Source organism: Enterococcus sp. BWB1-3 (assembly GCF_016745275.1).
Taxonomy (GTDB): Bacteria; Bacillota; Bacilli; order Lactobacillales; family Enterococcaceae; genus Enterococcus_L.
This window is the reverse complement of sequence record NZ_JADOEP010000038.1, coordinates 1-19,283: the sequence shown is the minus strand read 5'-3', so window position 1 is coordinate 19,283 and position 19,283 is coordinate 1. Positions and strand designations below refer to the sequence as shown.

Sequence of the window (19,283 nt, the reverse complement as noted above, 5' to 3'; positions counted from 1 at the left end):
CGTACCCGAATTTTCTTACTCAACGGCCTTATTCAATACAAATAAAAAACACCGGAGAAGGAGTTCGATTCCTTCTTCCGATGTTCATTGGTGATACTATCAGTCCGATTTGACAAAGAGCCAAAGTTTATCTGACGGGATTCATTAAATCCATCAGATAAACTTTTTATTCATATACGACTTCTTTAAGATAAAGTCCTTCTGGGTGTGCCGTTGGTCCAGCCAGATTTCTGTTTTCAGCTTCCAAAATTGCCGGAATTGCTTTTTCATCCATCCGTCCATTACCAATTTTCAGTAGTGTTCCAACAAGTATTCGAATCATTTTATAAAGAAACCCATCGCCTCGGAACGTAAATAGAAGTTCATCGCCTTCTGCATTAACTTCCATTCTAGCTTCATAAATTGTACGCACCTTATCCTCTACACTGCTTCCGGAAGCACAAAATGACGTGAAATCGTGGGTACCTATCAGATCAGGCAATGCCCTCTGTATTTTTTCCAAATCCAGAGGATATGGAAAATAACTCGCATAAAAACGGCGAAACGGACTGCGCGGCTTACCTATATCAACTCGAAACTGATATGTCTTTTCAATCACATGATAACGGGCATGAAAATTATCCGATACCTTTTCCACGCTCTTTACACTGATGTCTTCTGGTGTCTGTGTATCCAAACCAAAACGCATGCGTTCCAATGGTCTGTCTTCTGGATAATCAAAGTGAATCACCTGTCCGAGTGCATGAACACCAGCATCCGTTCGTCCAGACCCAAAAACCTGAATTACCTGACCGTTGTTCATTTTTGTCAACGTCTTTTCAACTTCTTCCTGAACGGTTCTTCCGTTAGGCTGAGCCTGAAACCCATTAAAATTGGTTCCATCGTAAGCAATTACTGCTTTATAACGAGGCATTCACTCACCTTCTTCTATAATTAACTTCTGATAAAAATTAAAGCTGCTGTTAATGCTGCGAACAGCAGCATAACCATTGTATCACCGAACTGCCAATCAAGAATCCGATACTTACTTCTTCCTTCTCCCCCTTGATAGCCACGTGCCTCCATAGCAGTAGCCAGATCCTCTGCTCGATTAAAACTACTGACAAAAAGCGGAATTAAAAGAGGTATAATTGCTTTCATTTTCTGAATTAAATTCCCTTCACCAAAATCAACCCCTCTAGCCCGTTGCGCATTCATAATCTTTTCAGTTTCATCCATTAATGTGGGCACAAAACGCAGCGCAATTGAAAGCATCAGGGAAATTTCATGCACAGGAACCTTAATAACCTTGAACGGCCGCAGCAGATACTCAATAGCATCCGATAAAGCCAGCGGCGGTGTTGTAAGTGTTAGTAAAGTCGACATGAAGATGATTAAAACGAAGCGGCAGAAAATAAACAACCCATTAATTACACCAAATTCTGTAATAGAGAAAATCCACCATTGGAAGTACACTGCTCCTCCCTGAGTAAACAGCATCTGCAATGCTACAGTAAACAGAATCAGCCATATTAATGGTCGAATTCCCCTGATGAAGAAGCGGAGATTAATTTTTGATAGTGCCGCAGCACTTAAAGTGAAGACAGCCAATACCGCATAAGTCTGCCAGTTATTAGCCAGAAAAATGATTGCTATAAAATAGAAACTGCCTAGCAGTTTTGCTCTGGGGTCCATTCTATGAATAAAAGAATCTCCCGGTATATAGCGTCCAAAAATCAGCTTATTCATCATTGCGCTTCACCAGCCTTTGCATTCAGAATCTGATCAGCCAGTTGATTTGCTGTTAACGGCAATTGATCCATTGGAAAACCTTTTTCTGACAGCTTCTCAGCAAAAGCAGCTGCCGTTGGTACTCCTAGTTGCTTTTTCTTGAGCCAGTGAGTATCCTGAAACACATCCGAAGGCTTGCCTGTTTTAATCACCTGTCCTTTTTCCATTACAAAGACCTGATCTGCATAGTTGGCAACATCATCCATCAAATGTGTCACCAATACTATCGTCATTCCACGGTTTTCATGTAAATGCTGAAACATCTCCATCATTTCTTTACGCCCCTGAGGATCTAAGCCGGCGGTCGGCTCATCTAAAACAAGAACTTCCGGTTCCATCGCCAATACTCCGGCAATTGCTACACGCCGCATTTGTCCACCTGATAATTCGAAAGGTGAACGATCCAAATAGCTCTCATCCATTCCAACTAATCCAAGCATTTCTTCTGCCAGCTTCCGACCTTCTTCTTCAGAAGCACCAAAATTTTGCGGACCAAAAGCAATATCCTTAGCCACTGTTTCTTCAAACAACTGTGCTTCAGGAAACTGAAATACAATACCAACCTTTTTCCGAATGGGTTTCAGATTCTTATTATCTGTTTCTGGGGTAATCACTCGATCGCCTATCGTTACTGTTCCTTTTGTTGGTTTCACTAACGCATTTAAATGCTGTAGAAGTGTCGATTTTCCGCTCCCCGTATGCCCGACAATTGCAGAATAGGAACCATCCTTTATGGTTAAATTGATATCAAACAATGCATGCTGTTCAAATGGTGTATTCGGCTGATAGGTAAAATCTACTTGTTCAAAACGGATGTCCATAGCCAATCCACCATCCTTTCTTCTGTCAGATACTCTTCCGGAACTTGAATACCCCGATCCTTCAATGCAATTTTTAATTTTTCAGGAAAAGGCAGATCCAGTCCCATATTAACCAAATCAGAGCCCATAGAAAAAATTTTTTCAGGGGTTCCTTCATTAACCAGCTCCCCCTGCTTCATTACAAGGATTCGATTCGCATTTGCAGCTTCATCAATATCATGTGTAATCGAAATAACCGTTAGATTACTTTCTGATTTAATCTTCTTAATTGTAGAAATAACTTCTTCTCTGCCCTCTGGATCAAGCATACTGGTTGCTTCATCTAAAATAATAATATCCGGACGTAAGGCAACAACTCCGGCAATTGCTACACGCTGCTTCTGACCACCAGACAAACGGGCAGGCTCTCTGGTTGCAAAGCTGTCCATTCGGACCCTTTGCAGTGCATCAAGTACGCGTTCCACCATCTGGTTTCTGGGTATCCCCTGATTTTCCAACCCAAATGCCACATCGTCTTCAACGGTCGAACCCACAAACTGATTATCAGGATTTTGAAAAACCATTCCCACCATACGGCGAATATCCCAGACATTCGCTTCATTCAGTTCCTTTCCGCCAACAGAAATATGACCAGATACAGGCAGCAGCAGACCATTAATCGTTTTAGCCAATGTTGATTTTCCTGACCCATTATGCCCGATAATCGCTACCCATTCCCCTTTTTGAATAGTAAAAGAAACATCTTTTAGTGCAGGAGAAGCATCCTCCAGCTGATAACTAAAATTTATATTACTCAACTCTATGATTGATTCCATGATAGACTCCTTCGCCTATTTATTCGAATTAGAGCATGTCTAAAAGCATTTAACGCTGGAGTTTTCAGACACGCACCAATACTATCAAAAAAACATTGTCTTTCAATGTTTTCTTTCGATTAATTCCATAGTTTCCATTATAACAAAAGAATCCTTTAATTGGGAGTTCTAACAGTCAAGGCACTCCTAAAATATTTACTGGAAGAGTAGTCTGATTTTTATATGATACCATGTAAGTGATCAAAAACAGGAGATTAGAAAAAAGGAAACTCAGGTGAAACAACAAAAAAAATAATATATGAATCTCACTGAAAAAATTGCTGAAAATATTGATTCAAATAAACTTTAATACCTTTATCTGTGAAAACTTTGACAGGCTGAAGAAAAAGTATTCCTTATAATTGGTCAGCTCAATAATTATTCAAAAACCCAGCATTGTTGGCGATCTGTATCCATGCGGTCAGAAAATCATTTGATACAGCTGCAGCAGATAGTTTTCTGATGATATAAAAAAAGACACAACAGCAATCAGCTGTGCATCCATTTTTAGACAAAAAAACACCCTATATGATGAGTGCCTACCCGCCGGAAATACCAGCGGGTAGTGCGCGAGCTAGACTCGGAGTCGCCTCCAACATCATAACACTCTAACAGAATCATCTATAAAGTGACGGTATAGTTTGATTATTAAACAAATTCCAAGATTACCATTGGCGCAGCATCTCCGCGTCTAGGTTCAGTTTTAAGGATACGAGTGTATCCGCCTTGGCGTTCTGCGTAACGAGGTCCTAAGTCATTGAACAGTTTTTGTAAAGCTGATTCAACTACGATAGCTTCATTTTCTTCACGAACACTGGCAACTTCATTACGCACATAAGCAGCAGCTTGACGACGTGCATGAAGATCTCCACGTTTACCTAAAGTAATCATTTTTTCAGTTGTTGAACGAACTTCTTTTGCACGAGCTTCAGTCGTAATAATACGTTCGTTAATAATTAAGTCAGTTGTTAAGTCACGCAACATCGCTTTACGTTGGCTAGATGTGCGTCCTAATTTACGATAACCCACGTTGGTTTCCCTCCTTCGTAAAAAGTATTAATCGTCTTTACGTAAGCCTAAACCTAAATCATATAATTTCAGCTTAACCTCTTCAAGAGATTTACGGCCTAAATTACGTACTTTGATCATTTCAGGTTCAGATTTGTTTGTAAGCTCTTGTACAGTATTAATTCCTGCACGTTTTAAACAGTTATATGAACGAACAGACAGGTCTAGTTCTTCGATGGTCATTTCCAGCATTTTTTCTTTCTGTGTTTCTTCTTTTTCTACCATAATTTCAGCGTTTTTCGCTTCATCAGTCAGATTCACAAAGATATCTAAATGCTCAGTCATAATCTTAGCCGCTAAACTAAGAGCTTCCTGTGGAATGATTGATCCATCTGTCCATATTTCCATTGTTAGTTTATCGAAGTCATCACGACGTCCAACACGCGTATTTTCTACCTGGTAGTTCACACGGCGTACTGGTGTGTAGATGGAATCGACAGGCAGAACACCAATCGGCATATCTTCCTTTTTGTTTTCGTCTGCTTGAACATAGCCACGACCAGGTTTCACTGTTAAGCGAGCATGGAAAGTAGCTCCTTCAGCAACACTACAGATAGGTAAATCTTTATTTAGGATCTCAACATCACTGTCTACGATAATATCGCCGGCAGTTACTGCAGCGGGTCCTGTAATATCGATCTCAAGGGTTTTTTCTTCTTCAGCATAGAGCTTAAGCGCTAATCCTTTAATATTCAGAATGATCTGTGTCACGTCTTCTCTAACACCTTTAACCGTGGAGAATTCATGTAAAACACCGTCAATTTGAATATTCGTAATTGCGGCCCCAGGTAATGAAGATAATAAAATACGACGTAGAGAATTGCCTAAAGTAGTCCCATAACCTCGTTCAAGAGGCTCTACAACGAACTTGCCATAATCTCTATCTTCATCAATTTTTTCGATTCTTGGTTTTTCAAATTCAATCATTCTTATCTATACCCCTTTCAAAACGAAAAGTGTCTTGTTCAATGACCTTTTAATTTCAAACTCAAAATGAGCAGCACTCATTAAACACGACGACGCTTTGGAGGGCGGCATCCATTATGAGGAACTGGAGTCACGTCACGAATTGCAGTCACTTCTAAACCTGTTGCTTGTAATGAACGAATTGCTGCTTCACGTCCAGAGCCAGGTCCTTTAACTGTTACTTCGACAGTTTTAAGTCCATGTTCTTGTGCTACCTTAGTTGCAGCTTCTGCAGCCATTTGAGCGGCAAAAGGAGTTGATTTTTTGCTTCCTTTGAAGCCTAAAGATCCTGCTGATGACCATGCTAACGCATTTCCATGAGTATCAGTAATCATCACAATTGTATTATTGAATGTAGAATGGATATGTGCAATTCCAGCTTCTATATTCTTTTTCACACGGCGTTTACGACTAACTTTCTTTGCTGCCATGAAGTTCTAACCTCCTTCACTTAGGAATTATTTTTTCTTGCCTGCTACAGTACGAGCTGGGCCTTTACGAGTACGTGCATTATTTTTCGTGTTTTGTCCACGAGTCGGTAATCCACGACGGTGACGGATTCCACGGTATGAACCGATTTCCATCAGACGTTTAATATTCAAGTTCACTTCACGACGAAGGTCACCTTCAACTTTTAATTTGTCAATTTCTGCACGGATCGCATCTGTCTGTTCATTTGTTAAGTCACGAACACGAACTTCTTCTGATACGCCTGCATTCGCTAAAACTTGTTTCGCAGTAGTGTTACCAATACCGAAAATATAAGTAAGAGAAACTACTACACGTTTATCACGAGGAATGTCTACTCCTGCAATACGAGCCATTATTCGTTACACCTCCTATTATCCTTGACGCTGTTTATGTTTTGGATTTGCCGGGCAAATAACCATAACGCGTCCTTTACGACGAATTACTTTACAATGTTCACACATTGGTTTTACTGATGGTCTTACTTTCATGATAATACCTCCTGAGATTTTACGGAGTACAATTATTTAAATCGGTAGGTGATGCGACCGCGAGTTAAATCATATGGTGATAACTCAACAGTTACTTTATCCCCGGGTAAAATTCGAATATAATGCATACGGATTTTACCGGAAACATGAGCTAATACAACATGCCCATTTTCCAATTCGACTTTAAACATTGCATTCGGCAAAGTTTCGACGACTGTACCTTCGATTTCAATCATATCATCTTTTGCCACGCACAGTACCTCCTTGTACTTGTTTCGCATTTTCACACGATAAAACGGCGGAAACTGCTGCTCCCACCTGGAATTTTCAATTTAACTTCTAAAAAATCGCATAGAAGTCGGACTGATACAGTTTAGCATAAAATATTCTATTTAGCAAGAGAATCTACTAAGCACAGACACAACGGAAACCGGCGGGCAAATCTGGATCGACTATTTCTCTTCAATAATTTTTTCTACATCGGAGAATACATCAGCGATTTCACGATTTCCATCGATTGTGTGCAGCAAGTTCTTATCTTTGTAGTAAGCCAAAATCGGCGCACTGCTTTCGATGTTTACCGCTAAACGATTTTTCACCGTTTCAGGTTTGTCATCTTCTCTTTGATAGAACTCATGTCCGCCGCATCGATCACATGTTCCTTCTACTTTTGTAGGGTTGAAAAGTTTGTGATAGGTCGCTCCGCAGTTTTTACACATATAGCGCCCCGCCAACCGTTCGATCAGCACATTCTCTTCTACATGGATGTCAATTACAGCATCAATTTTTTTGTCTAACTCTTTAAGCATTTTATCCAAAGCTTTAGCCTGATCAATCGTTCTTGGAAACCCGTCCAACAGAAAGCCTTTTTCTGTATCCGGTTCAGCAAGACGTTCTTTTACGATTCCATTTGTTACATCATCCGGAACCAGTTCACCTTTATCCATAAACGATTTTGCTTTAACTCCAAGAGCAGTTTCGTTCTTCATTGCAGCTCGAAACATATCACCAGTAGAAATATGAGGAATCCCATATTTGTCGATAATCTTTTCTGCCTGCGTTCCCTTCCCTGCTCCGGGAAGTCCCATTAAAATGAGGTTCATTTGTTTTCCTCCTAAATTTAAAAGCTGAACAGGTTTAAAACAGCAACAGTTGAAAAACAGAAACAATGAGCTGCTTCCTTTAAAGTACTCATCTGTCATTCTCTAAATGCTGACCTGTAAAGCTAGATAAATCTGAGTAAGCTGAATCAATCTAGAAAATATGTGAGAATGGTGCTGAGGAAGATCCTCAACACACGATTCTTACTTATTGATAAAGCCAACATATTGACGTTTCAACATTAAACCTTCTAGTTGCTTCGCTGTTTCCAACGCAACACCGATGATAATCAGCAGGCTGGTTCCGCCCAACCCAATTGATTGAGGCAGGTTCCAAAGCATTTGCGCAATAATTGGCAGCAAAGCAATGATACCCAAGAATATAGAACCAACGACACTCAGTCTCATCAACACTCCGGACACGTAATCCTCTGTCCCTTTACCTGGTCGTACGCTTGGTATATAACTTCCCTGTTTTTGCAGATTTTCCGCAAGTTTCTCCGGATTAACCTGAACAAATGCATAGAAGAATGTAAAAGCAACGATCAGTACAGTATAAATGACTGCACCGGGTACTGTGTTGTAGTTGAAAATTTCTGTCATGATTTCATACCATGTCTCCCCAGTATAATTAGAAGCAAACCCCTGCAAAATTGCATTAGGTGTTGAAATTAATGAACTGGCGAAGATAACCGGGATTACCCCAGCGGCATTCACTTTCAATGGCAGATAACTGCTGGTTGGAGCTCCAGATACACGTTTTGTATATTGAATTGGAATTTTTCTTTCTGCCTGCTGTACAAATGTAACAACAGTTACGATCAGTAAAATTGCAATAACCAATACTGTTACAAAGATGATAGAGTTCACCAGATCAGATGAATTAATGTTAATGAAGTAATCTTCAATAATTTCTTTGACAGCTCCAGGCAAGCCTGAAATAATCCCGGCAAAGATAATCATTGACACACCATTACCAATTCCCTTTTCTGTAATTTGCTCTCCCATCCAGGTAACGAAAAGTGTACCCGCAGTTAAAACAACGGAAATCATAACATACGTTGAGGTCGTAGGATTTTTTACAATTCCTATTTGGCTCAAGGAGTTGAACCCATAAGTTAAAGCAAACGACTGGGCAATACCCAAACCGATTGTCAGATAACGAGTCATCTGATTCAGCTTCTTACGACCGACTTCTCCCTGTTTCGACCATTCAACAAACTTTGGTACAATGTCCATTTGCAGCAGCTGAATAATAATCGATGCAGTAATGTATGGAGAAACCCCCATCGCAAAGATGGAGAAATTCTGCATTGCACTACCGCTGACAATATTCAACATATTTAGAAATGGCAGACCACTCAATTCCTGCAACCCTTTGGCATTAACACCCGGCACAGTAATATGAGCCCCTAAACGAAATATTAATAAGATAAACAATGTAAAGAATATCTTTGATCTAATGTCTTTGACTTTAAAAGCATCCTTTAATAGTTTAAGCATTAGATCACCTCGATAGATCCACCAGCAGCTTCAATAGCTTCTTGCGCTGCTTTAGAGAATTTTGCTGCTTTAACAGTCAATTTCTTCGTTAATTCACCGCTTGCAAGAACTTTGATTCCTGCCTTTTCGTTTTTAACGAATCCTGCTTCTTTCAAGACAACAGGTGTTACTTCAGCTCCATCTTCGAATCGATTTAACACATCTAAATTGATTACTGCATAGTCTTTACGGTTAATATTTGTAAATCCGCGTTTTGGTAAACGACGGAACAATGGAGTTTGACCCCCTTCAAATCCTAAACGTACACCGCCGCCTGAACGAGCTTTTTGCCCTTTTTGTCCACGGCCTGCTGTTTTACCATTACCAGATGAAGTACCACGTCCAACACGGTTACGTACTTTACGGGAACCTTCAGCGGGTTTCAATTCATGAAGTTTCATTGTGGTTTGGCACCTCCTTACAATCTACTTGAGTAAATTAAACTTCTTCTACGTCCACTAAATGAGAGATCGTGTTAACCATACCTTTGATAGCTTCATTAGCTGGTTTAACAACCGAACTGTTCATTTTTTTCAATCCCAACGCTTTTACTGTATCACGTTGGTTTTGAGGACGTCCGATAACACTGCGTCTTAAAGTAATTTTTAATTCAGCCATTATTGTTGTCCTCCTTAACCGATAATTTCTTCTACAGATTTGCCGCGAAGTGCTGCCACTTCTTCAGCGCGTTTTAATTGAGTTAATCCATCAACTGTTGCACGAACAACATTGATTGGCGTATTTGAACCTAGTGATTTAGATGTGATATCAGCTACCCCAGCTAACTCCAATACGGCACGAACTGGTCCGCCAGCTGCTACTCCAGAACCTTCTACTGCAGGTTTCATTAGAATACGGCCGCCGCCAAATACTCCGATTACTTCATGAGGGATGGTAGAACCAACCATAGGAACTTCAATTAAGTTCTTCTTCGCATCTTCAATCGCTTTACGAATTGCTTCCGGTACTTCTTGAGCTTTACCAGTACCAAAACCAACATGCCCGTTTTTGTCACCGACAACCACTAAAGCCGCAAAACGCAGACGACGTCCGCCTTTAACAACTTTTGTTACACGATTGATTGCAACAACGCGGTCTTCTAATTCCAAATGCTTTGGATCAATATAAACCATGAATGGTGTTCCTCCTTCTCCTAAAATTCCAGTCCATTTTCACGTGCAGCTTCTGCTAGAGCCTGCACGCGGCCATGGTAAAGGTATCCACCACGGTCAAAGACTACTTCTTTAATACCTTTTTCAGCAGCACGTTCTGCAACCAGTTTACCAACTGCAGCAGCCTGCTCAACTTTTGTTCCACCTGAAATATCTTTATCCAAGGCAGAGGCACTTGCTAGCGTCACACCCGCTACGTCATCAATGATTTGAGCGTAGATGTTTTTATTAGAACGGAAAACGTTCAAGCGTGGGCACTCAGCAGTACCAGAGATTTTATTACGAACACGATTGTGTCTCTTCTGACGTGTTTTATTCTTATCTGGTTTTGTAATCACAATTGTCACCTCTTAATTTTAATAAACTGCCTGTTCAGCAGTTTTAGACCAGAAACTGTAAATAAATGACCGTTGAAAAATCAGTCTAAGCGATTTTCTCTAAAACCCGAGAGTAACGAGTTCCGGAAAACAGAAGCTGCGGCACAAGCAAATCACTTGATTGAAACTTCGTTTCAACAAAGTTGATTTCTCTTGTTGCTCGCTTCTAAGCGATTTTCCTACACATCTTTTATTATTTACCAGTTTTACCTTCTTTACGGCGTACATATTCGCCAACATAGCGGATACCTTTGCCTTTATAAGGTTCTGGAGGACGAACGCCGCGGATATTCGCTGCTAATTCGCCAACGTGTTCTTTATTAATACCTCTTACAATTACCTGAGTATTTGTAGGCACTTCAAACGTTACACCTTCAGGAGCAGTCATTTCAACTGGATGAGAGTATCCAACGTTTAATGTTAATTTGTTGCCTTGTCCTTGTGCACGGTACCCAACCCCGATAAGCTCCAAAGCTTTTTCGAAACCTGTACTTACGCCAACAACCATGTTGTTGAAGTTTGCACGGGTTGTTCCGTGGATTGTTTTCATTTCTTTGCTGTCATTTGGACGAGTGAAAGTTACTTCTGCTCCTTCGATATTCATTGTAATATCTGAAGAGAATTCACGAGTTAATTCACCTTTAGGTCCTTTTACAGTTATGTTGCTTCCGTCTTGCTTCACTTCAACGCCAGCAGGAAGAACAACTACTTTATTACCAATACGGCTCACTTAGAGACACCTCCTTGTGTATTCTTTTAAATTACCATACGTAGGCGATTACTTCGCCGCCGATATTTTTTGATCTTGCTTCTTTGTCTGTTACGACACCTTCAGAAGTCGAGATGATTGCGATTCCTAAACCATTCAGTACTTTTGGTACTTCGTCTGCTTTTACATAAGCACGTAAACCTGGTTTAGAGATACGTTTTAAGTTAGTGATAACACGCTCGTCGTTCTTTCCATATTTAAGGAAAACACGAATCACGCCTTGTTTGTCATCTTCAATATATTCTACATCGCGGATGAATCCTTCACGTTTCAGGATTTCAGCGATATCACGTTTGATTTTTGATGCAGGCACTTCCAAACTTTCATGTTTAACCATGTTCGCATTACGAATGCGAGTTAGAAAATCTGCAATTGGATCTGTCATGACCATTGAACTAGTTACCTCCTTTATGCAAGTTTACTTGTTTACCAGCTAGCTTTCTTCACGCCGGGAATTTGTCCTTTATAGGCAAGTTCGCGGAAGCAAATACGGCAAAGATGAAATTTACGATAAACTGAATGTGGACGTCCGCAACGTTCGCAACGAGTATAAGCCTGTGTTGAATGTTTAGCAGGGCGTTTGTTTTTAGCAATCATTGATTTTTTAGCCACGTAGTTCGCCTCCTTTTATTATTTTTGGAATGGCATTCCCAATTGTCCCAATAGCTCACGAGATTCTTCATCAGTGTTTGCAGTTGTCACAATAACGATGTCCATACCGCGTACTTTATCTACTAAATCGTAATCAACTTCCGGGAAGATTAATTGTTCTTTAATACCTAAAGTGTAATTACCGCGTCCGTCAAAGGCTTTTTTACTGATACCGTGGAAGTCACGTACACGAGGTAGAGAAACTGATACCAGTTTATCCAAGAATTCATACATTCTTTCTCCGCGCAGTGTTACTTTCGCACCGATCGGCATTCCTTCACGTAAACGGAATCCAGCGATTGATTTCTTAGCTTTTGTAATAATTGGTTTTTGACCAGAGATTAAAGCTAGTTCTTCCACAGCTTTATCAAGGTTTTTTGCGTTTGAAACAGCGTCACCTACACCCATGTTGATAACAATCTTGTCAACTTTTGGTGTTTGCATGATTGAACTGTAATTGAATTTTTCCATCAATGATGGTGTTACTTCTTTAATATATTTTTCTTTCAGGCGGTTCATTCAATAAGCCCCTCCTTCCTCAATTTCTATTTATCTAAAACTTCACCTGTTTTTTTAGAAACACGTACTTTTTTACCGTCTACTTCTTTATAACCAATTTTAGTAGCTTCTCCGTTTGAAGGATCGATCACCATTACATTCGAAATGTGGATCGGTGCTTCTACTTCCAGAATACCACCTTGTGGTGATGCCTGGTTTGGTTTTTGGTGTTTTTTCATGATGTTGACACCTTCAACGATAACTTTGTCTTTTTTAGGAAACGCTGCTAATACAACGCCTTCTTTGTTTTTATCTTTACCAGTGATAACTTTTACTTTATCGCCTTTTTTAACAAACATTACTGTTTCGCACCTCCTTTGATAAGTGTTTCGATTATAATACTTCTGGTGCAAGAGAAACGATCTTCATAAAGTTGTTTTCACGTAATTCACGTGCAACAGGTCCGAAGATACGTGTACCGCGCGGACTTTTATCGTCACGGATAATTACCGCAGCATTTTCGTCAAATTTGATATAAGAACCGTCCGGGCGACGAGCTCCTGATTTTGTACGAACGATAACGGCTTTAACTACTTCACCTTTTTTGACAACACCACCTGGCGTTGCTTGTTTAACCGTAGCAACAATTACGTCACCAATATTAGCAGTTTTACGACCAGAACCACCAAGGACTTTGATCGTTAGAATTTCACGTGCACCTGAGTTGTCAGCAACTCTTAATCGGCTTTCTTGTTGGATCACGATGTGTATCCTCCTTTCAGATTTTGTACTTCAATCTATATAGGAAAATCTCGTTTTATTAGATAATAACTGCTTCTTCGACTACCTCTAGTAAGCGGAAACGTTTTGTAGCTGATAATGGACGAGTTTCCATGATTCTTACGATGTCTCCAACTTTGGCTGTGTTGTTTTCATCATGAGCTTTGTATTTCTTAGAATATTTGATACGTTTACCATAAACAGGATGGTTTTTCTTTGTTTCAACGACAACAGTGATTGTTTTATCCATCTTGTCTGAAACAACACGTCCCTGATAAACTTTGCGCTGATTTCTTTCTTCAGTCATACGCGTTTGGCCTCCTTCCACTATTAGTTAGCTTGTTCACGCAATACTGTTTTGATGCGTGCAATCGATTGACGTACTTCTTTAATACGTGCAGTATTTTCTAATTGTCCTGTTGCTAATTGGAATCTAAGATTGAACAATTCTTCTTTGAACTGTTTTTCTTTATCAAGCATTTCGGCAGTGGTTAATTCTCTGATATCTTTAACCTTCATTCGATTCACCACCCATTTCCTCACGTTTTACGATTTTAGTTTTAACTGGTAATTTGTGGGATGCAAGACGAAGAGCTTCACGGGCCACTTCTTCAGGTACACCGGCGATTTCAAACATGATTTTCCCACGTTTTACTGGAGAAACCCAGCCTTCCGGAGCTCCTTTACCTTTACCCATACGAACACCAATCGCTTTACTTGTATAAGATTTGTGAGGGAAAATTTTGATCCACACTTTCCCGCCACGTTTCATATAACGAGTCATAGCGATACGGGCAGCTTCGATTTGACGGTTTGTAATCCAGTGAGATTCAATTGCTTGTAATCCCCATTCACCAAACACGACTTCTTTTCCGCCTTTTGCTTCACCGCGCATTTTACCTCTGAACTCACGACGATGTTTTACACGTTTAGGTACTAACATGTTTATTTCCCTCCTTTCTCAGTGTTTTTTTTCGTTGGAAGAATCTCTCCACGATAGATCCACACTTTTACTCCTAATTTTCCGTAAGTTGTGTCTGCTTCTTCCCATGCGTAATCAATATCTGCACGCAATGTATGAAGAGGAACAGTTCCTTCTGAATATCCTTCTGAACGAGCAATATCCGCACCGTTCAAACGACCTGATACTTGGGTTTTAATTCCTTTAGCACCAGAACGCATTGTACGTTGGATTGCTTGTTTTTGCGCACGACGGAATGCCACACGGTTTTCTAACTGACGTGCAATTCCTTCGCCGACTAATTTAGCGTCTAAATCTGGTTTTTTGATTTCAATAATGTTGATATGAACTCTTTTACCAGATAGTTTGTTCAATTCTTTTCTAAGGTTTTCAACTTCAGATCCGCCTTTACCAATAACCATACCTGGTTTAGCTGTGTGGATTGAAATGTTCACACGGTTTGCAGCGCGCTCAATCTCAATTGTAGACACAGCGGCATCAGCAAGTTTTGTTGCGATAAATTTACGGATTCTCAAATCTTCGTGCAAGAATTCAGCATACTCTTTTTCAGCATACCATTTTGCATCCCAGTCGCGGATGATGCCTACACGCATTCCTATTGGATGTACTTTTTGACCCACTGATTGTCCCTCCTCTTAATTGTTGACACTTGTTTTAATAAAAACAAGTTTATTTTCAAGGTCCGGTATCCATTATCTCTAAGCGTTAAAACGCAAAGAGCTAAGTGGTCCTCCTCTTAATTGTTGATACTTGTTTTAATAAAACAAGTTTATTTTCGAGGTCCGGTATCCATTATCTCTAAGCGTTAAAACGCAGAGAGCTAAGTGGTCCTCCTCTTAATTGTTGATACTTGTGTTAACAAACAAGTTTTATACTGATTATTTCTCTGATACTACTACTGTAATATGACTTGTACGTTTGTTGATTGGTGATGCTGAACCTTTGGCACGTGGACGGAACCGTTTCATAGTTGGTCCTTCGTTGACAAAAGCTTCAGATACAACCAAGTTTTCAACATCTAAGTCGAAATTGTTTTCTGCGTTAGCAACTGCTGACATTAAAACTTTTTCAATGATTCCAGCAGATTTGTTCGGCATGAATTTCAAAACTGAAATTGCATCCGCAACGCTTTTCCCTCTGATAAGATCGATTACTAAACGCGCTTTACGAGGAGAAGTGCGAACTGTTTTTGCAGTTGCTTTAGCTGATGTAATTTGTTCTGCCATGTTGATATTTCCCTCCCTAAAAATTAGCGTCTAGTTTTCTTATCATCGGCAGAATGTCCGCGATAAGTTCTAGTTGGTGCAAATTCACCTAATTTATGTCCTACCATGTCTTCTTGGATGTATACAGGAACATGTTTGCGTCCATCATATACAGCAATTGTAAATCCTACAAAACTTGGGAAGATTGTAGAACGACGAGACCAAGTTTTAATGACTTTTTTCTTTTCAGCGCCTTGTTGAGCTTCCACTTTTTTCAATAAATGATCATCAGCGAAAGGCCCTTTCTTTAAACTACGACCCATGGTGAACCTCCTCTCAAAATGTGCGACACATGGTCAAATAGATTATTTAGTGCGACGACGAACGATAAGTTTGTCTGATTTTGCTTTTTTGTTACGAGTTTTGTAGCCAAGTGCTGGTTGACCCCAAGGTGATACTGGCGCCTTACGTCCGATAGGTGTTTTACCTTCACCACCACCGTGTGGGTGATCATTAGGGTTCATTACGCTACCACGTACAGTTGGGCGTTTGCGCATCCAACGAGAGCGACCTGCTTTACCAATGTTGATCAGTTCGTGCTGTTCATTACCAACAGATCCGACAGTTGCACGGCATGTTGCAAGAATCATACGAACTTCGCCTGAATTCAAACGAATCAACACGTATTTTCCTTCTTTACCAAGTACTTGAGCACTTGTTCCAGCTGAACGGATTAATTGTCCGCCTTTGCCAGGTTTCATTTCAATATTGTGAACAACAGTACCAACTGGAATATTTTCCAATGGCAGGCTGTTACCAATCTTGATATCAGATTCCGGTCCAGAAACGACAGTCATGCCAACTTCCAGTCCTTTTGGTGCCAAAATATATGCTTTTACTCCATCTTCGTAATGAACTAATGCAATATTAGCAGAACGATTTGGATCATACTCAATTGTTTTAACGTGCGCAACAACATTGTCTTTGTTACGTTTAAAGTCAATCACACGGTATTGACGTTTGTGACCGCCACCTTGATGACGAACTGTAATGCGGCCATTGTTGTTACGACCGGCATGGTTTTTTAATGGCTTTAATAACGTTTTTTCCGGTGTTGCAGTTGTGATTTCAGCGAAATCAGAACTCGTCATGTTACGACGGCCATTTGTGGTAGGTTTGTATTTTTTAATCGCCACGTCTTTATTTCCCTCCTACTTTACTTTGATCATTCTCTCTATTGCTGCTGATTATTCAGCAGCGTCGAAAATTTGGATTTCTTTTGAATTATCTGTTAACGTCACAACAGCTTTACGACGTTTTTTAGTATATCCTGCATATTTACCCATACGTTTGAATTTAGGACGCACGTTGATGATGTTTACGTTTTTCACTTTTACGTCAAACGCAGCTTCAACAGCTTGTTTCACTAAAGTTTTATTTGCGCGTACATCTACTTCAAATGTATATTTCTTGTCGTCCATAGCAAGCATTGATTTCTCAGTGATCACTGGGCGTTTAATTACGTCTAGTAAGTTCATTATGCAAGCACCTCCTCAATTTGAGTAAGAGCAGTTTGTGTTGCAAGCATTTTTTGGCTTGAAACGATATCCAATACGCTGATATTGTCTGAAGTGACAACAGAAACGTTTGGCAGGTTGCGAGCTGATAATGCTGCAAAATCATTCTCAGGTTCCAATACCACCAATACTTTTGTATCAATAGACAGGTTTCCAAGAACTTGTTTGAATTCTTTTGTCTTAGGTGCGTCAAAGCTTAAACCTTCAACAGCTACCAGATTATTTTCAGCAACTTTTTCTGACAGTACAGATTTCATTGCCAAGCGACGAACTTTTTTAGGAAGTTTGTAGCTGTATGAACGTGGTGTAGGTCCAAAAACAATACCACCTCCACGCCATTGTGGTGAACGGATTGAACCTTGACGGGCACGACCTGTTCCTTTTTGGCGCCATGGCTTACGACCACCGCCGCGAACAGCACTGCGGTTTTTCACTGCATGTGTTCCCTGTCTTAATGAAGCGCGCTGCATGATGATTGCATCGTAGACAACACTTTCATTTGGTTCAATTCCGAAGATTTCTTCGTTTAATGTCACTTCACCATTTTGAGTTCCATCTTGTTTAAATAATGCTACATTCGGCATTCCATAGTTCCTCCTTTCCTAACAATTATTTAGCTTTCACAGCTGATTTGATTGTAATTAATGATTTTTTAGATCCAGGAATATTTCCTTTAATCAGGATAACATTCTTATCTGCATCTACTCTCACGATTTCAAGGTTTTGAATCGTTACGCGGTTGCCACCCATACGGCCGGCAAGCTTTTTATTTTTAAATACACGGTTAGGTGCAACTGGACCCATTGACCCAGGACGACGATGGTAACGGGAACCGTGAGACATTGGTCCGCGGCTTTGTCCGTGGCGTTTGATAACCCCTTGGAATCCTTTACCTTTCGTAGTACCCGTAACATCAACGATGTCACCTGCTTGGAAAACATCTACAGTGATTTCTTCTCCAACTTTATATTCTCCCAGCTCAACATCTTTGAATTCCTTAATGAAGCGCTTAGGAGCCGTGTTTGCTTTTGCAACATGACCTTTCGCTGGTTTGTTTGCTAATACTTCACGTTTGTCTTGGTACCCGACTTGAATCGCTTCGTAGCCGTCTGTTCCGACAGTTTTCACTTGCAGTACTACGTTTGGAGTAGCTTCTACAACTGTTACTGGGATCAATTCACCTGACTCAGTAAAGATCTGCGTCATTCCAACTTTTTTCCCTAAGATTCCTTTGGTCATGAGTACACCTCCATCATCTTAATTTTTTTATTATAGTTTGATTTCAATATTCACACCAGATGGTAAGTCAAGCTTCATCAAAGCATCAACTGTTTTTGGTGTTGGGTTCACAATGTCAATCAGACGTTTGTGAGTACGCATTTCGAATTGTTCGCGTGAATCTTTGTATTTATGTGTCGCACGGATAACTGTGTATAATGAGCGCTCTGTCGGCAATGGAATCGGACCTGATACACCAGCTCCAGTTCTCTTTGCAGTCTCCACAATTTTATCCGCTGATTGATCTAAAATACGATGTTCATACGCTTTTAAACGGATACGAATTTTTTGTTTTGCCATCTTTTTTCCCTCCTTCGCCTATTTTGAAAAGTAGACATGGCTCCACGAAAATCTCCGTCACGCTCGTCCATGGCAAAGCGTCCGGGCGTGTCGCAACCTCTCGTTTCACAGCCGGCAAATTCTTTTTCAGAATTACCAGTGCATTCACACTTCTGTAAACAGCACCTTTATGATTATATTACAGAAAGGCTTGAATAGCAAGGCTTTTTTCAGTACTTTCACAATTATTTTCAAGAAATAATTTTCTTTCAAAGTCCTCCGTTTTTCCCTTACTACCATTCATTTCTACAAATTCATTTTTTCTTGTTTATTTTCACTAGAGGCAATGAAATATACAGAAAATCGCAGAAAAAATTATATCGTGACCAAAACAGGTAAAAAAATCTTAGCTACAGAGATCAAGCGAATTGAGCGATTATATAAAAATAGTATTGGGGAGAAAATAAAATGACTAAAAAAATAAGAAGGTTTTTCGGGTTGGCAGATTATTTAGGCTCTATAATTTATTGGACTGATAGAAAAAAATCTATCGGTCCTATTTTCTCATTAAAAAACAAGGAAGACACACAACATTTCCGCTAGAATAGAATCACCACAAAACCAACTAGAAAGGA

At 40.0% G+C, this 19,283-nt stretch carries 34 protein-coding genes; 1 reads left to right on the top strand and 33 read right to left on the bottom strand.

Features of this window, described 5'->3' with window-relative positions; translation table 11 throughout:
• Window positions 1–166: 166 nt before the first annotated feature.
• The 33 genes from truA to rpsJ all read right to left on the bottom strand — a co-directional run bounded on the left by truA (window position 167) and on the right by rpsJ (window position 18,669).
• Window positions 167–913 (bottom strand): tRNA pseudouridine(38-40) synthase TruA, encoded by a 747-nt coding sequence (gene truA / locus IW492_RS16900; RefSeq protein WP_202069176.1) that lies wholly within the window; start codon window positions 911–913, stop codon window positions 167–169.
• 20 nt (window positions 914–933) lie between these two features.
• Entirely contained in the window at window positions 934–1,731 is a 798-nt protein-coding gene (locus tag IW492_RS16895) for an energy-coupling factor transporter transmembrane component T family protein (RefSeq protein WP_202069175.1), read from the bottom strand.
• Window positions 1,728–2,591 (bottom strand): energy-coupling factor ABC transporter ATP-binding protein, encoded by an 864-nt coding sequence (locus IW492_RS16890; RefSeq protein ID WP_202069174.1) that lies wholly within the window; start codon window positions 2,589–2,591, stop codon window positions 1,728–1,730. Before IW492_RS16890 ends, IW492_RS16895 begins: the two co-directional genes overlap by 4 nt.
• Window positions 2,567–3,406, bottom strand: coding sequence for an energy-coupling factor ABC transporter ATP-binding protein (locus IW492_RS16885; RefSeq protein WP_202069173.1), 840 nt, complete (start codon window positions 3,404–3,406; stop codon window positions 2,567–2,569). The genes IW492_RS16890 and IW492_RS16885 overlap by 25 nt, the downstream gene beginning before the upstream one ends.
• A 687-nt stretch (window positions 3,407–4,093) precedes the next feature.
• On the bottom strand, window positions 4,094–4,474 hold the full coding sequence (gene rplQ / locus IW492_RS16880) for a 50S ribosomal protein L17 (RefSeq protein ID WP_202069172.1): 381 nt from the start codon (window positions 4,472–4,474) through the stop codon (window positions 4,094–4,096).
• A 27-nt stretch (window positions 4,475–4,501) separates the two neighbouring features.
• Window positions 4,502–5,440 (bottom strand): DNA-directed RNA polymerase subunit alpha, encoded by a 939-nt coding sequence (locus IW492_RS16875; protein ID WP_202069171.1) that lies wholly within the window; start codon window positions 5,438–5,440, stop codon window positions 4,502–4,504.
• An 80-nt stretch (window positions 5,441–5,520) separates the two neighbouring features.
• Complete coding sequence (gene rpsK, locus IW492_RS16870) at window positions 5,521–5,910, bottom strand: 30S ribosomal protein S11 (protein WP_202069169.1); 390 nt, start codon at window positions 5,908–5,910, stop codon at window positions 5,521–5,523.
• 27 nt (window positions 5,911–5,937) lie between these two features.
• The gene (rpsM, locus tag IW492_RS16865; RefSeq protein ID WP_202069167.1) at window positions 5,938–6,303 is read right to left on the bottom strand and encodes a 30S ribosomal protein S13; all 366 of its coding nucleotides are present in this window, start codon (window positions 6,301–6,303) and stop codon (window positions 5,938–5,940) included.
• Window positions 6,304–6,321: 18 nt separating this feature from the next.
• Window positions 6,322–6,438, bottom strand: coding sequence for a 50S ribosomal protein L36 (gene rpmJ, locus IW492_RS16860; protein ID WP_002288710.1), 117 nt, complete (start codon window positions 6,436–6,438; stop codon window positions 6,322–6,324).
• Between the two features lie 32 nt (window positions 6,439–6,470).
• Window positions 6,471–6,689 (bottom strand): translation initiation factor IF-1, encoded by a 219-nt coding sequence (infA, locus tag IW492_RS16855; RefSeq protein ID WP_067395111.1) that lies wholly within the window; start codon window positions 6,687–6,689, stop codon window positions 6,471–6,473.
• Between the two features lie 201 nt (window positions 6,690–6,890).
• Window positions 6,891–7,541, bottom strand: a complete 651-nt coding sequence (locus tag IW492_RS16850) for an adenylate kinase (protein WP_202069165.1) — start codon at window positions 7,539–7,541, stop codon at window positions 6,891–6,893.
• A gap of 201 nt (window positions 7,542–7,742) precedes the next feature.
• Window positions 7,743–9,041: a preprotein translocase subunit SecY gene (gene secY / locus IW492_RS16845; RefSeq protein ID WP_202069163.1), complete on the bottom strand. Its 1,299-nt coding sequence runs from the start codon at window positions 9,039–9,041 to the stop codon at window positions 7,743–7,745.
• Window positions 9,041–9,481 carry a 50S ribosomal protein L15 gene (rplO, locus tag IW492_RS16840; protein ID WP_202069161.1) on the bottom strand — a complete coding sequence of 147 codons (441 nt, stop codon included), beginning with the start codon at window positions 9,479–9,481 and terminating at the stop codon, window positions 9,041–9,043. Before rplO ends, secY begins: the two co-directional genes overlap by 1 nt.
• Before the next feature lie 37 nt (window positions 9,482–9,518).
• Window positions 9,519–9,698 (bottom strand): 50S ribosomal protein L30, encoded by a 180-nt coding sequence (gene rpmD, locus IW492_RS16835; RefSeq protein WP_202069159.1) that lies wholly within the window; start codon window positions 9,696–9,698, stop codon window positions 9,519–9,521.
• 14 nt (window positions 9,699–9,712) lie between these two features.
• Complete coding sequence (gene rpsE, locus IW492_RS16830; RefSeq protein WP_086349674.1) at window positions 9,713–10,213, bottom strand: 30S ribosomal protein S5; 501 nt, start codon at window positions 10,211–10,213, stop codon at window positions 9,713–9,715.
• A 20-nt stretch (window positions 10,214–10,233) separates the two neighbouring features.
• The gene (gene rplR / locus IW492_RS16825) at window positions 10,234–10,590 is read right to left on the bottom strand and encodes a 50S ribosomal protein L18 (protein ID WP_202069156.1); all 357 of its coding nucleotides are present in this window, start codon (window positions 10,588–10,590) and stop codon (window positions 10,234–10,236) included.
• Between the two features lie 232 nt (window positions 10,591–10,822).
• Entirely contained in the window at window positions 10,823–11,359 is a 537-nt protein-coding gene (gene rplF, locus IW492_RS16820) for a 50S ribosomal protein L6 (protein ID WP_202069154.1), read from the bottom strand.
• A 31-nt stretch (window positions 11,360–11,390) separates the two neighbouring features.
• Window positions 11,391–11,789 (bottom strand): 30S ribosomal protein S8, encoded by a 399-nt coding sequence (gene rpsH / locus IW492_RS16815; protein ID WP_202069152.1) that lies wholly within the window; start codon window positions 11,787–11,789, stop codon window positions 11,391–11,393.
• 35 nt (window positions 11,790–11,824) lie between these two features.
• Window positions 11,825–12,010 (bottom strand): type Z 30S ribosomal protein S14, encoded by a 186-nt coding sequence (locus tag IW492_RS16810; protein WP_002356214.1) that lies wholly within the window; start codon window positions 12,008–12,010, stop codon window positions 11,825–11,827.
• Between the two features lie 18 nt (window positions 12,011–12,028).
• Entirely contained in the window at window positions 12,029–12,568 is a 540-nt protein-coding gene (rplE, locus tag IW492_RS16805) for a 50S ribosomal protein L5 (RefSeq protein WP_202069151.1), read from the bottom strand.
• A 26-nt stretch (window positions 12,569–12,594) separates the two neighbouring features.
• Window positions 12,595–12,906: a 50S ribosomal protein L24 gene (rplX, locus tag IW492_RS16800; protein ID WP_202069150.1), complete on the bottom strand. Its 312-nt coding sequence runs from the start codon at window positions 12,904–12,906 to the stop codon at window positions 12,595–12,597.
• A 34-nt stretch (window positions 12,907–12,940) separates the two neighbouring features.
• On the bottom strand, window positions 12,941–13,309 hold the full coding sequence (gene rplN, locus IW492_RS16795; RefSeq protein ID WP_086349668.1) for a 50S ribosomal protein L14: 369 nt from the start codon (window positions 13,307–13,309) through the stop codon (window positions 12,941–12,943).
• A 58-nt stretch (window positions 13,310–13,367) separates the two neighbouring features.
• The gene (gene rpsQ / locus IW492_RS16790) at window positions 13,368–13,634 is read right to left on the bottom strand and encodes a 30S ribosomal protein S17 (protein WP_202069149.1); all 267 of its coding nucleotides are present in this window, start codon (window positions 13,632–13,634) and stop codon (window positions 13,368–13,370) included.
• A 23-nt stretch (window positions 13,635–13,657) separates the two neighbouring features.
• Entirely contained in the window at window positions 13,658–13,846 is a 189-nt protein-coding gene (gene rpmC / locus IW492_RS16785) for a 50S ribosomal protein L29 (RefSeq protein ID WP_202069148.1), read from the bottom strand.
• Complete coding sequence (gene rplP, locus IW492_RS16780) at window positions 13,836–14,270, bottom strand: 50S ribosomal protein L16 (RefSeq protein ID WP_202069147.1); 435 nt, start codon at window positions 14,268–14,270, stop codon at window positions 13,836–13,838. The genes rpmC and rplP overlap by 11 nt, the downstream gene beginning before the upstream one ends.
• Window positions 14,271–14,272: 2 nt before the next feature.
• The gene (gene rpsC, locus IW492_RS16775) at window positions 14,273–14,929 is read right to left on the bottom strand and encodes a 30S ribosomal protein S3 (protein WP_202069146.1); all 657 of its coding nucleotides are present in this window, start codon (window positions 14,927–14,929) and stop codon (window positions 14,273–14,275) included.
• A 258-nt stretch (window positions 14,930–15,187) separates the two neighbouring features.
• On the bottom strand, window positions 15,188–15,535 hold the full coding sequence (gene rplV, locus IW492_RS16770) for a 50S ribosomal protein L22 (RefSeq protein ID WP_202069145.1): 348 nt from the start codon (window positions 15,533–15,535) through the stop codon (window positions 15,188–15,190).
• A 23-nt stretch (window positions 15,536–15,558) separates the two neighbouring features.
• Window positions 15,559–15,837 (bottom strand): 30S ribosomal protein S19, encoded by a 279-nt coding sequence (rpsS, locus tag IW492_RS16765; RefSeq protein WP_202069138.1) that lies wholly within the window; start codon window positions 15,835–15,837, stop codon window positions 15,559–15,561.
• A 42-nt stretch (window positions 15,838–15,879) separates the two neighbouring features.
• Window positions 15,880–16,710 carry a 50S ribosomal protein L2 gene (gene rplB / locus IW492_RS16760; protein ID WP_202069137.1) on the bottom strand — a complete coding sequence of 277 codons (831 nt, stop codon included), beginning with the start codon at window positions 16,708–16,710 and terminating at the stop codon, window positions 15,880–15,882.
• Between the two features lie 51 nt (window positions 16,711–16,761).
• The gene (rplW, locus tag IW492_RS16755; protein ID WP_202069136.1) at window positions 16,762–17,052 is read right to left on the bottom strand and encodes a 50S ribosomal protein L23; all 291 of its coding nucleotides are present in this window, start codon (window positions 17,050–17,052) and stop codon (window positions 16,762–16,764) included.
• A complete protein-coding gene (gene rplD / locus IW492_RS16750) occupies window positions 17,052–17,675 on the bottom strand; it encodes a 50S ribosomal protein L4 (RefSeq protein ID WP_202069135.1) in 624 nt (207 codons plus the stop codon). The genes rplW and rplD overlap by 1 nt, the downstream gene beginning before the upstream one ends.
• 25 nt (window positions 17,676–17,700) lie before the next feature.
• Complete coding sequence (gene rplC, locus IW492_RS16745) at window positions 17,701–18,330, bottom strand: 50S ribosomal protein L3 (protein ID WP_202069133.1); 630 nt, start codon at window positions 18,328–18,330, stop codon at window positions 17,701–17,703.
• Window positions 18,331–18,360: 30 nt separating this feature from the next.
• A complete protein-coding gene (gene rpsJ, locus IW492_RS16740; protein WP_010734471.1) occupies window positions 18,361–18,669 on the bottom strand; it encodes a 30S ribosomal protein S10 in 309 nt (102 codons plus the stop codon).
• Between the two features lie 447 nt (window positions 18,670–19,116).
• Here rpsJ and IW492_RS18460 point away from each other — a divergent pair, with 447 nt between their 5' ends.
• Window positions 19,117–19,251, top strand: a complete 135-nt coding sequence (locus IW492_RS18460) for a hypothetical protein (protein ID WP_269160949.1) — start codon at window positions 19,117–19,119, stop codon at window positions 19,249–19,251.
• Window positions 19,252–19,283 lie beyond the last annotated feature (32 nt).